Origin of the sequence: Ruegeria discodermiae (assembly GCF_030758345.1) — a bacterium.
Classification (GTDB): domain Bacteria; phylum Pseudomonadota; class Alphaproteobacteria; order Rhodobacterales; family Rhodobacteraceae; genus Ruegeria_C.
On record NZ_JAVAMO010000002.1, the window covers coordinates 262014 to 274792 of the forward strand.

A 12779-nucleotide genomic window follows, 5' to 3' on the forward strand; every position below is an offset into this window, starting at 1 on the left:
CGCTTAGGCCATGCGCGGATTCCTTCCTTGCCAAGCGGTTCGGCAACGCGGATGCTGCCTGCCATCGCATTCGAGCGCTTCTGGGAGGAACCATCATGCGCAAATACCTCACCGGGACGGCTGTTGCCGCCCTGACTCTTGCCTTTGCAGGCGAAGCTCTGGCCACCGAGTGGAATGTCTCGCTTTGGGGCAAACGCCGCGCCTTTACCGAACATGTCGAGAAACTGGCCGAGTTGGTCAATGAAAAGACCGGCGGCGAATTTACCCTGAACATCAGCTATGGCGGGTTGTCGAAGAACCGCGAGAACCTCGACGGCATCGAAATCGGCGCGTTTGAGATGGCGCAGTTCTGCGCGGGCTATCACCGCGACAAGAATCCCTCGATCACGGTTCTGGAGCTGCCGTTCCTGGGCGTGAATTCACTGGAGCAGGAGATCGATCTGTCGATGGCGGTCTATCAGCATCCCGCCACGGTCGAGGATCTGGGCCGCTGGAACGCAACCCTGCTGATGCCCTCGCCCCTGCCGCAGTACAACCTTGTTGGCGTGGGCGATGCACCAGCCTCAGTCGCGGATTTCGAAGGGCTGAATGTGCGCGCCACTGGCGGTATCGGGGCCGCTATGGAGACCGTGGGCGCGGTTCCCACCTCGATGTCGGCCACCGAAGTGCGCCAGGCGATGGATAGCGGTGTGGTCAAGGCCGTGGCATTCGCGCCCCACGCACATATGTCCTTCGGCACGATCGAGAACGGCACATGGTGGACTACCAACCTCAACCCCGGCACGGTGAACTGTCCGGTCGTAGTGAATACCGACGCGCTGAACGATCTGTCGGACGCGCATCGCGACGCGCTGCTGGGCTCGGTCGAAGAATCGCTGGCCCATTACGTGGACAACTACAACAACAACACGATGAACGCCTGGGGCCCCGCCATGGAAGAGCGCGGCATCACGCAGGTGACCTTCTCGGATGAAGAGATTGCCGCCTTCAAGGAAGCCGCCGCAGCCCCGGCTGCCGCCGCGTGGATCGAGGAAAACAACGCCCGCGGCCTGCCCGCGCAGGAGCTGTATGACCTCGTGACCGGCATGATCGCCGAAGGCAACAGCTAAGGCACTTGGCTCCGCGCCCGGATGGGGCGTGGGGCTAATCCAAGCCGCCACGCACACCACCACTCACATGGAAGGAACGCCCGTCATGGCCGGTTCGTCTCTTGTGCTTTCCGATGACAGTCTACTCAGCCGCATCGACCAGCGCCTCTACCGTCTGGAGAAGATGCTGGCGCTGCTGAGCGGTCTTGCCGTGTTCTCGCTGATGCTGCTTGCGGTGGTGTCGGTGGGCGGGCGCAACCTGTTCAACCAGCCCCTGCCCGGCTATGTGGACTGGATCGAACAGGCGATGCCGCTGATCGCGTTCATGGGGATTTCCTATACCCAGCGCGATGGCGGCCATATCCGCATGGACATGATCGTTGGCAAGCTGCGGGGGCGCACGCTTTATCTGGTCGAGTTCGTCACCACGCTGGCGATCCTGATACTGATGGCGCTGCTGGTCTGGGGCAGCTGGGCGCATTTCGAGCGTAGCTTCGATTTCGGCGCACCCTTGTGGAGCCGCGATAGTTCAATGGATATCGCCCTGCCGATCTGGCCTGCCAAGCTGCTGGCGCCAGTAGCGTTCGGCGTGCTGTGCCTGCGGCTGGTGCTGCAACTGGCCGCCTATGGCCGCGCATTCCGCAACAACGATCCCAAACCGGTGGCGGTGCCACTGATCGCCGATGCCGCGACGCAGGCCGCGATGGAGGCCGAGCATGTCTCGGCCCACGACAAGTAAAGGGCGCTGAGCATGGAACCGATTGAGATTGGCCTGATCGTGTCAGGCGGCATGCTGGTGCTGGTTGTGCTGGGCATGCGGGTTGCCTTTGCTGCCGGTCTTGCCGGGATGGTCGGCCTGATCTGGATCTTCTGGGCCAAGTTTGGCTATGATCCCGCCCGCTTCGGCAAGGCCGTCACCGTGGCGGTGAAAACCGCCGGACAGGTGCCCCATTCCAAGATCTCGTCTCAGGCGCTGTCGCTGATCCCCACCTTCATCCTGATCGGATATCTGGCCTATTACGCCGGTCTGACCAAGGCTCTGTTCGAGGCGGCCAAACGCTGGCTGGCCTGGGTGCCGGGCGGGCTGGCCGTGTCCACCGTCTTTGCGACCGCAGGCTTTGCAGCCGTGTCGGGCGCTTCGGTCGCCACCTCTGCCGTCTTCGCCCGCATCGCCATTCCCGAGATGCTGAAGATCGGCTATGACAAGCGCTTCGCGGCGGGTGTTGTGGCCGCAGGCGGCACGCTGGCCTCGCTGATCCCGCCTTCGGCCATTCTGGTGATCTATGCGATCATCGTGGAACAGGATGTGGGCAAGCTGCTGCTGGCGGGCTTCATCCCCGGCGCGTTTTCCGCGCTGATCTATGGGCTGCTGATCATCGGCATGGCACTCACGATCAAAGGCTTTGGCCCCCCGGTCTCGGGCTTTACCTGGCGCGAGCGGTTCGTGTCGCTGCCGCCTGCCCTGCCAATCCTGTTCGTCGTCGTGACCATCATCTTCTTCGTCTATAACCCTTTCGGAGGCGACGCCTGGGGCACCCCGACCGAGGGCGGCGCGATCGGGGCCTTTGTGGTCTTCCTGATGGCGCTCTATCGCGGCATGCGATGGGCCCAGCTGAAGGACGCGCTGCTGGAAACCGCCAAGCTCAGCGTGATGATCTTCACCATCATATGGGGCGTGCTGATCTACGTGCGATTCCTGGGCTTTGCCGACCTGCCCGGAGCTTTTTCGGACTGGATCACCTCGCTGACCATGTCGCCAATGCTGATCCTGATCTGCATCCTGCTGGCTTATGCAGTGCTGGGCATGTTCATGGACGCAATCGGTATGCTGCTGCTGACTCTGCCGGTGGTCTACCCGGCGGTGATGGCGCTCAACGGGGGCGAGGCCGTCTCGGCGCCAGAAAGCACCTTTGGCATGAGCGGGCCCATGTGCGCGATCTGGTTCGGCATTCTGGTAGTGAAAATGGCCGAGTTCTGCCTGATCACCCCGCCCATTGGCCTAAACTGTTTCGTGGTGGCTGGCGTGCGCGATGACCTGAGCGTGCAGGATGTCTTCAAGGGCGTCACTCCCTTCTTCATCGCCGACGCAATCACCATCGCCCTACTGGTGTCCTTCCCGGCTATTGTGCTGTGGCTGCCCAGTCAGGTGTGAGCAGCAACAAGATCTTTTGGGTCAGATAGAATATGTGTAGGTCCGATATGCGGGACTTTGCTGACATTGAAATGAGCCGAGAAGTTTCTACCGAGACTTGAGAGACTTAGAAGCATGTCACTTTCTTCGGTTACGCCAAGCCCAAAGCGTGAAGCCAAGCACGACCGCATAAAACAGCATGAGATCTAACTCCGTTGTGCCATCACTCGTTCCAATATCGCCAAAAATGTAGAAGAGAATGGGTCCGAATATGACAAATGCTAGGAAGAGAAGGCCCAAAACCTGGCCAAGTCGAGTTCTCTCTTCTCGCATTTCCGACTCCAACCGTATTCGCCCAAACATTCGAAGGATGTCACAACAAAATGCGAACTCCAATGCTGCTGTCTAGACGGGCTCGAAGCTGCCAGTTGAAGCTGTGATCAATCATCGTGCTTTCGAGATATAAAATCACTGATTGCGGATCGCCCAAAGCTCCATCTTCAGTCCCGGATATTGGCCCGAGACATGCACGGCGATGCCGCCCGAGGTGGTCATCTTGTTCCAATAGGGGCTGGCCGCGTCCAGTTCGAAATAGACGACGCCTGCGTGATACGGGATTTGACGCGGGGCGACCGGCAGCGGGCGCAGGGTGATGCCCGGAAGGGCCGAGTTGACCAGTTGGCGGATTTCCTCGACCGGGCCGGTCTTGGCCTGACCGGCGAAATGGCGGCGGATGTCCTCGGCGGGGATATCGGCATTGACCGCCAGCACAAAGCCCGCATTGCCCACCAGCTTGCGGTCGGCGATGACGCCAACGCTGATGCCGTATTTGCGTGCCTCCAGCGGGATCGACACAGCGGTCTGTTCCAGTACCGAGCTCAGATATTGCCGCAGCACCCGGATCACCGGCGCAAAGCTGTCGGTCAGGTTGTCATGCTCATAGGCCGGGAATTGCGGCGTGGCCTTGTCAGCGCTCATAAAGGTTGCCAGCTCTCCGGCAAGTCCGGCGCAGACCCGGTAAGCATGTTCGGGATGCACATTCTCAATATGCGCAAAATGGCGCACCAGAGGCAGGTTGCGGTTGATCACCATCAGCAGCAGGAAATCGGAAATTTCCGCTGCGCCCTTGGCCGGTCCCCCTTCGGACAACCGCCCGGCAAGCGCCTGCATCCGATGCGATAGCATGCCTTCAAGTTCGTTCAGGAAGCCCGACAGCGGCGGTGCCGCGCGTACGTCCAGCGCCGAGGGGATAAATCCGCGATCCAGCACGATTTCCTTGTCGGGGCGCACCTCGATGATCTTGGCGATGGGGATGGCCAGCCGGTCGGCCAGATCGTCCACCTCCAGCGCAAATTGCAACCGCAGCTTGCCGACGCCCAATGTCACCGGCTTTTTCTGCTGGCTCATCACGTCGGTGATCTCCAGCTCGGAGGGGCGCAACCGGCTGAGCGATTGCTCCGCCCCGGTCAGATCGACCTCAGCCGCGCCCTGGCGGCGTTGCGGCACGGTCAGGTAGACCACGCAATCCTTGATGGTTTCGGGCACTTCCAATGCGGGCGGATGGTCATCCGATTGCGGTACGCGGAAGACTGTGCCGTCATGGGTCAACCCGGCGCAGGATTTCAGCGCGAATTGCCCGACCTTCAGCACCTCGTCGTCGATCTCAAGCGCGCTTACCCCCCAGGCGTAGGGCGTGACCCGTCGGGCCAGTCCCGAAACCAGCGCCTCGCCGTAGCGGTCAGCCTGCTGGAAGTGATGCGGCTGCAGGAACAACCCTTCCGTCCATAGCACCTTGCTGTCCCAGGACATGCCCTGCCCTCCCTTATTCGCGCGCCGCTTGGATGCGGCTTTATTTCAGTTTTTCCAGCTGTTCCTTGTAGGCGCGCGCAAATTCGCGGCTGAACAAGTCGTGGAATTCGTTTTCCGCTTGATCCGAGATTTCGGCATACATCTTTTCATAGATTTCCCAATAGCGCGCCTTCTTGCCTCGGAAGAGCGATCCGAGCGCGCCTGAGGTCTCGATCTTGCCCGCCACCTGTTCGGGGTCCAGCCGGGACAGCACGCCTTTCAGCGCCGCCTCCATGCCGGTGATCATCGCCACCTGATGGGCTTTGATATCATCAAGGGCTTCTTTGGTAGCTTCCTCGGACCCCAGGTAGCCACGCACGCGCGGCTTTACCATCGCCTCGATGGCCTGTTCGGGGCTGATTGAGAATTTCAGCGGGTTGTTGCCCCCTGCGCCGATCATGGTCTGGTCGATGCGGAACTCGGATTTGATCGAGGTGCGCGTCATCAGGATCTCACGCAGGCCGGTAACCATGGCGCGCAGGACCCGGCCCATCCGGCCCATCGTGGCGGGCAGGTCGGCATCGTCGATTCGGACGTCGTCAAGTTCCAGCGCCTCAAGGAAGGCCCGCGCTGCAGAACTGTCACCTGCGGCCGCAGGTGCCGCCGAAGCGGGCTTTGCGTCCGCTGGCACGACGGGCGCCGTACGCTCTGGTTGCGCGGGGGCCGAGGGCGGCAGAACGGTCTGTTCTTCCGAGGTTGGCAGCGGCGCTGGCGGCTGTTGCGCGCCCGGTGTTGGCTTGGCAACAGGTGCGGGCGGCTCAGGCTCGGACGGGCTGAGCAGATCGTCGTCCCAGTCATCGGGAATGAACGATCCCCCACCAGAAGACGGGGCCGCAAACGCATCCGTCGGGGACGGGCTATGCATGGCTTCGCTGGCACCTTCGCCTTCCATTCCGTCGCTGGGTTTCTGGAAGAACGGGTCGTCATCCTCCATCGGCGGCAGCAGGTCGTCGATCGGGTCTGGGATGTCGATCTGCCCCGGCCCCTTCGGCGTCTCGTCACCCAGCAGGTCATCCAGGAAATCGCCGCCCGGCGGTGCATCATCCAGCAGTGCCAGCGGATCGGGCGCGTTGCCAGCCACGCCATGGCTGACACCGCCCTGTGCGGCAGGGGCCGGGATCATCTGCTCGAAACTGGGCAGATCGGCACCGATCTCGACCACCATCTCATAGCCGCCTGCGATCAGAACATCGCCGTTGCTGAGCGGCGTCGGGGTACGGCCCAGCGGGATCTTGGAGTAATTCAGGAAAGTGCCGTTGGTCGACAGGTCGACCACCACCACGCTGCCTGCCTGATCCTCGATTGCGAAATGGCTTTTCGACAGGGTCTTGTCGGGGTCGGGCAGCACCAGATCATTCGCTGGGCCGCGCCCAACGGTCAGAGAGCCGCCCTGCATCGAGACCGGGCGGCCATCACCGGGCACCATCCCGGTGGTTTGGAATTTGAGCGTTACGCCCATGTGTCTTTCTTCATCCTCCGGTCAGAACCGTAACCTCGCCCTTGATGATCGCGCCACCGCAAGCGCCGAGATCGCCGATCCGGGCGGCTGGCAGTTTCTGGATCAGAACCGTCATCGACCCTTTCACGATCGGGTGCGGCGAGGGCGCCGCCGCATGCATATCGGTCACCCGTGCCGCTGGCATCTTTGCCACCAGCACCGTCGGACAGCAGGGCGGGATGATCGGCATCGGGGCAGGCACCGGAGGCACCGTCGGCGCAGGCACGTTGCACTGATGCATGTCGGTCACTCTGGCCTGTGGCATTCCCGGCATGTTCAGCCCTCCTCTTCGGCTTCGGCCTTTACCTGTCCATTTCCGCCGCGGGCGATATCCACGGCGCGGTCGACAAGTTCCTGAGTATAGGCTTCAAAATCGCCTTCATACGCGTCCAATGCAATCACATTTACCGCAAAGGCCATCACTTCCGAGCCGCCGGGCGGCGCCGGGTGCTCGTCCAGATCGCCCGGCCCCAGCGAGCCTTCGGCATAGATCGCGCTCAGGGCGCATTTGACGGTTTCGTCGTCCGGCTCGGCCATGTCAATCGCCTGCATCAGCTTTTCGCGATTTTCGGGGCTTGGGCGAAACACCCAGGCCTCGGCAGCCTCAAGCGAGGGGGTGTTATTGTCAGGCGCCGGGCCCACGAAATCTCGCGCCGCGAGACAGGCCCACCAGACCCGTTCGCGCGGTGGCAGGGCGATGGACAACACGCGCAGCATGTCGATGGGCTTGCCCTTGGCGTCCAGCTCGGCCAGCACCGCATCGGTGGGCGCGCTGGCCGGCGCGTCCAGTTTCAGGCTGAGTTTCGTATTGACGTCGGCCAGCATCCGCGCAGTGGGGAGGGCCGGGATTTTCGTCATTTTTTCAAAACGTTCTGTCATGACGGCCCCCATCAGTTGATCATCACTACGCCGCCCTTGAGGGTCAGCACGCCGCTGCCCTCGACGGTGGTGAGTGGGCTTTTCACATCACATTTCGCATCGCCCGTAACGGCGATCATCGGTCCTTTGATGGTCACGCCCTTGGGATCGATCTTGACCGAGGACCCGGCCACTTTCAGCTCGATCGATTGAGCGGCGGTCATGGTGATCTTGCCGGCCTTGGCATCGACCTGGATATTGCCCATCTTGACGGTAGTTGTCTGATTGCCCTTGTCTACATCGATGGTTTGGTTGCCCTTGCTGACCGTGGTGGCCATGTTGCCCTCGCTGACCGTCTCGGTCAGATCGTTGTGGACGGTCAAGGCCATGTTGCCGGGGTCCTGCTTTTTGTCCCCGACCTTAATCGTCGCGTTGTTCAGGACATTCTGCTCGTAATCCTTCTCGGCGACGAAACGGACCAGCTCCTCGTCTTTCTTGTCCTCGAACATCAGCTCATTGTAACCTTTGCCACCTTTCGAGCTGTTCGTTTTAATCCCCGATTGGGTCTTGTTGTCAGGCAGCTTCCAGGGATGCTTGGTGTCCTTGTTATAGAGCATTCCGGTACAGATCGGCCTGTCCGGGTCGCCCTCTTCGAACTGGACCACCACTTCCTGACCGACGCGCGGAATGTGGACCATGCCCCAACCGCTGCCCGACCACGGCGTCGCGACCCTGATCCAGCAGGTGGTCTTGTCATCCTTCTTGCCTTCGCGGTCCCAGTGGAACTGCACTTTGATCCGGCCATGTTCGTCGGTGTAAATCTCCTCGCCACTGGACCCGGTCACAATTGCCGTGTGCAGCCCCGGAATCTCCGGCCAGGGCGTGTTCATCGGCGCGCGATACTGAACCGTGGCCGGAATAACGGTGAAATCGACGCGGTAGAGATCCTTGTTGTCCTCTTCGAATTCCAGCGCCCCGGTGTCCAGATCGGTCTCGCGCTTGACGAATTCGTAGCCCGATGTGGTCTGCAGGTAATGCGTCGCGCTGGTGGTCAGATACTCGATATTCATCGCGTCATCGTCATGTTCGGTCAGCTTGAACTTCTCGCCAGTGGCCATGGTGCGCACCGTCGCCCGACCGCGCAGGTCCTGATGCTCAAGCTCTTCGATCTCCATCCGCACCTGCGCGCGCTTCTTACCGAGGTTCTTGTCGGAATAGTAGTGACCGGGATAGTCGAAGACCTCGTAATCCTTGTGCGAATGCTTGGGTTTAAGAGTGCTTTTTTCACGGATTTCATAGGTTTCCGGTTGCGGCTTCAGAAAGTCGAAATCGCGCAGCACAACATTGCCCGAGACCACCGCCTCGCCATAACCCCATTCGGTCACGCGCTCATCAGTGCGCTGCTTGCCATCATCCGCGGGCCAGAATTCGAGGTCGGAATTCTCTTTGATGCTGGAATGCGTGCCCTTGTCATCGGTCAGGACAAGTTTTTCGTATTTCTTGTCGGCATCGCTGTGGTCGAAATAGAAATAGATTCCTTCTTCTTCGGCGAGGCGGCAGACGAAATCATAATCGGTTTCGCGATATTGCACGCAGTAGTCGCGCTTGGGCAGTGTGCCGCGAATGTTGAATTTGTAATCCGAGAAACCCAGGTCGTCGAAGACCTTCTTGATGATCTCATCGGCTTTCATTTCCTGGAAGATGCGGCAATCGGTTGTCTTGGTCAGCATCCAGAACCACGGGCGCAACTCGGCCAGCAATTGCAGGTAGCCATCGCGATAGGCCAGCCGCTCGACCGAAACCACGGTGCCGGTGAACAGCCTCTCTTTGCCCTCGCCGGTCTGCATATGGACCGTCATGATCTTGCCCAGCATATCCTCCAGCTTGACCTTGACGTCGCGCGACAGGAACTCGACCGATATTTCGGTGAGCTGACTCAGGCCCTCCTTGACGATGGCGCGCCGGATGACCAGCGGATCGACGCTTTTCCCCTCGACCACCACTGGCTTGAGACCAAAGGTGTTTGTCTGCCAAAGCACCTGTTTTTCATGCATCTTAGGAGGCATCAGTTAATTCCTTTTTCCTCTGCAGGCGGCATCACAGGTCCGCCAGCAGCGCGGCAAGTTCCGCATCCATTTCGTCATCATCCCCGTCTGAATCGTCATCGTCGTCGCTGTCATCGCCGAACCCGGCCAGCAGCGCGTCCAGATCGTCATCCCCGCTGTCGTCGTCATCATCCCCGCCGAAATCCATGTCGAGGTCCAGATCGTCCCCGTCATCGCTTTCCTCATCCGCCGCAGGCGGTTCGGGTTGCGGTGGCGACGGTTCAGGCGCCGGAACGCCTGTCCATGGCCCCAATACTTCGTTACCCGCTAGCGCGTTGAACGTGCCCAGCCGGATCTCGTCGCGCCCCTTGGGCGACAGGATCGGCATATAGCCGCGCTGCACCGTCTGTTCATGTTGCGCCATGGTCAGGTTGCGCTCGGTGCAGGGCAAGGCCACCTGATCGCCATAGCGGTCGTTGACATAATGAAACGGCATGCCCCCCAGCGACATCACGCTGCCCAGTCCCATCGAGCGGCCATTCTTGCGGAAGGATTGCGCCAGCAGGATCGTCACCAGCACCACCGGGTTGGCCCAGAGCATGCCGCGCAGCCCTTCAGCGATGGTGAATTCCTCGAAGTCGAACTCATAGATAGGCTCAGACTTGGCCCCATAGGGCCGCCGCAGCAGGAAGCGGGGCGAGGCCAGCCCCAGATGCCCTGCTTCGGGCATCGCGCGCAGTGTATCCCAGGCCTCGGCCACCAATGGGTGTCGGTCCTTCTTGGCCACATCCAGATAAGACGGCGTGATCGCCGAGAAGAAAGGCGCATCCACATGTGCTGCAACCCGGGCGATGCGGCCCAGGATTTCCGCATGAGGCGGCGTTTCCTCAAAGGTGTACATACCGATCAGGGCGGAATAGCCGCCGCGCCCGTTTTCCTCGTCCAGCGGTTCTTCGGTCAACAAACGCACTAGGCCGGTCTTGGCCAGATCCTCTTCGGCGGCCAGGTCAGCGGCGATTTCCTCAGCGCTGACATCATAAAGCATGATTTCCAGCGTATCATCGGTCTCGACGCTGCGCGCGATCAGGTCCAGACTGCGCCATTGCGCCTCGATCGACTGGAATTCCGGGTGGTGCAGCACCATCCGCATTGCTGCACTCAAAGCCTCATCTACAGCCTTTTGCATGGCGGCAGTGTCAGCGTCGGGCAGCTTGCGGATATGCGGGCCAACGATACGTTTGAGCAGATCGTCCAGAGGCGAGGCCTGCGCCAGTTCGCCACCGGTATCACCGATCAGCTTCTGGAAATCGCTCAGCTTCAGATCGGCGCGCACGGTATTGCCCGAGGAGGTCCTGCGCGGCGGCACCACCGCCTGACCAAATTCCTCGCCCCAGCCGATCAGCTGTTTTGCCGCGTTTTCGGCGGTCGCCCCCGCGCTCAACTGGCTTTTCAGACTGGCGAGCCCTTCGAACAGGTCAACCTTTTCGTAAAGTTCGTCAGGATGCAGGTCGTCGAGCTCTTTCAGCTCCACCTCGATCCCCGCCCCGTCTTTGCCGATGGGCAGGACAAGTTTCGTCGCGAATCCCTCAATGATCTCCTCTACCGTATCGGGGTCCAGCAGCGTTGCCTTGCGGCTGGCCAGATCGTCGCCGGTTTCAACCAGCCCGCGCGCCGAGCGGCCCGAGAAATCGCCGAACATCGCGATCCGGAACCGCTTGCGCTCAAGCTTCTGCGGTTCGGGCCGATCAGCGCTGATCGTGCCAAAGGCCAGTTCGGGATCATCGCTCATCTCAGTTTCGGCCTCGGCTTGGGTTTCGGTTTCCGCGCTTTCCGTATCGTCATCAAGCCCCGCCAGTAGGGCATCCAGATCGTCATCGCCGCCTTCCGCATCATCATCACTCAACAAAGCGTCCAGATCCGCGGGTTCATCGCTTTCCAGATCAGCGAGCAAGGCATCGAGGTCGCCATCATCCGCCTCTGCGGCCTCGTCGGATGTATCGTCGGTATCTAAATCGGCCAGCAGGGCATCCAGATCGTCCAGCCCGTCGGCCTCATCCTCGTCCTCTTCGGCGTCCAGCCCGGCCATCAGATCGTCCAGTTCATCGCCGCTGTCGTCACCGTCCAGATCGGCCAGCAGCGCGTCCAGATCGGTATCGGCCTCTTCCTCTCCGGCCTCGGCCACCGCATCGCCCATATCCGACAGATCATTCAGCAAGGCGTCGAGGTCGTCATCCTCGGTCTCCTCCTCAACCTCGGAGGCCTGGGTTTCCTCGTCATCCCCCAAATCGGCCAGCAGCGCGTCAAGATCATCCGCCGCCCCGACATCCGAGGCGTCAATTTCGGCCAGCAGATCATCCACCGCGCCGCTATCCGCATCATCTTCCGGGTTCACCTCTCCAATATCCGAGGCATCCAGATCGGCGAGCAGATCGTCCAGGTCATCGCTGTCGGTCTCGCCATCATCATTGTCATCGGACAGATCCGACAACAACGCGTCGAGGTCGTCATCGCCACTTTCTGCTGTCGTGTCAGTGTCCTCCTCGTCGGACAGATTCGACAGCAGCGCATCGAGATCATCCTCCGCTTCGCCGTCGCTTTCGGGTTCATCCTCGCCAAGATCGGCCAGCAAGGCATCGAGGTCATCCGCGCCACTCTCCGCTCCCGCATCAGGTTCTGCCTCATCGGGCAGGCCCGCCAGAAGAGCATCGAGATCGGTATCGTCCGCGTCTTCACTCTCAGGGCTTTCCAACCCGTCCAGAACCTCCGAAAGCTCCGAGTCTGCGTTTTCGTCAGGCGTGTCGGCCTCCGCCAGTTCGGTCAGGATGTCGCCTGTGCTGTCTGGCTCCTCGGACTGTTCGGGCGTGTCATCGGCCAGATCGGCCAACAACGCATCAAGATCACCGTCATCACTATCTTCTTCGGTGACATCGAGGTCCGGCAAACCCTCCAGCGCATCCTCAACGCTGGTGTTTTCCTCCTCCTCTGGCAGGTCTTCAGCCATGTCAGCCAATAGCGCGTCGAGGTCATCCTCCTCCGGGGCCTCTTCCGGGGCGTCCGTGGCAAGGTCGCTCAGCACGTCATCGATGCCATCGTCTTCGTCGCTGTCATCCGTCTCGGGCAAGGAGGACAAGGCCTCCTCCAACAGGTCGTCTTCCGCTTCCTCGGGTCCCTCATCGGCAAGATCGGCCAGCAGCGCGTCCAGATCTTCGTTTTCTTCATCCTCGACCGGCGCCGCCTCTGCCAGATCGCTCAAAATATCCGCATCACCCTCATCGGCTTCCTCGTCGAGCGTGTCCGGCAGGGACGAGAGC

The 12779-nt window shown here is 60.9% G+C and carries 9 protein-coding genes; 3 read left to right on the forward strand and 6 right to left on the reverse strand.

Annotation, left to right across the window (positions count from 1 at the left end):
* Positions 1-95: 95 nt before the first annotated feature.
* The 3 genes from dctP (at position 96) to Q5Y75_RS08235 (ending at position 3240) form a co-directional block, all read left to right on the forward strand.
* A complete protein-coding gene (dctP, locus tag Q5Y75_RS08225) occupies positions 96-1109 on the forward strand; it encodes a TRAP transporter substrate-binding protein DctP (protein ID WP_306196146.1) in 1014 nt (337 codons plus the stop codon).
* 85 nt (positions 1110-1194) lie between these two features.
* Positions 1195-1827: a TRAP transporter small permease subunit gene (locus Q5Y75_RS08230; RefSeq protein ID WP_306196148.1), complete on the forward strand. Its 633-nt coding sequence runs from the start codon at positions 1195-1197 to the stop codon at positions 1825-1827.
* Between the two features lie 12 nt (positions 1828-1839).
* Complete coding sequence (locus Q5Y75_RS08235) at positions 1840-3240, forward strand: TRAP transporter large permease (RefSeq protein WP_306196150.1); 1401 nt, start codon at positions 1840-1842, stop codon at positions 3238-3240.
* Positions 3241-3687: 447 nt separating this feature from the next.
* Here the strand turns inward: Q5Y75_RS08235 and tssK are convergent, their stop codons facing one another.
* Genes tssK through Q5Y75_RS08265 form a run of 6 tightly spaced genes read right to left on the reverse strand, consistent with a single transcriptional unit; the run spans position 3688 to position 12469 of the window.
* Complete coding sequence (gene tssK / locus Q5Y75_RS08240) at positions 3688-5028, reverse strand: type VI secretion system baseplate subunit TssK (protein WP_306196151.1); 1341 nt, start codon at positions 5026-5028, stop codon at positions 3688-3690.
* Positions 5029-5068: 40 nt separating this feature from the next.
* Positions 5069-6526, reverse strand: a complete 1458-nt coding sequence (tagH, locus tag Q5Y75_RS08245) for a type VI secretion system-associated FHA domain protein TagH (protein ID WP_306196153.1) — start codon at positions 6524-6526, stop codon at positions 5069-5071.
* Positions 6527-6536: 10 nt separating this feature from the next.
* On the reverse strand, positions 6537-6839 hold the full coding sequence (locus tag Q5Y75_RS08250; protein ID WP_306196155.1) for a PAAR domain-containing contractile injection system baseplate protein: 303 nt from the start codon (positions 6837-6839) through the stop codon (positions 6537-6539).
* A gap of 2 nt (positions 6840-6841) precedes the next feature.
* On the reverse strand, positions 6842-7444 hold the full coding sequence (locus Q5Y75_RS08255) for a DUF6931 family protein (protein WP_306196156.1): 603 nt from the start codon (positions 7442-7444) through the stop codon (positions 6842-6844).
* A gap of 11 nt (positions 7445-7455) precedes the next feature.
* Entirely contained in the window at positions 7456-9489 is a 2034-nt protein-coding gene (locus Q5Y75_RS08260; RefSeq protein WP_306196158.1) for a type VI secretion system Vgr family protein, read from the reverse strand.
* A 31-nt stretch (positions 9490-9520) separates the two neighbouring features.
* The gene (locus Q5Y75_RS08265; RefSeq protein ID WP_306196483.1) at positions 9521-12469 is read right to left on the reverse strand and encodes a type VI secretion system contractile sheath domain-containing protein; all 2949 of its coding nucleotides are present in this window, start codon (positions 12467-12469) and stop codon (positions 9521-9523) included.
* Positions 12470-12779: the final 310 nt, after the last annotated feature.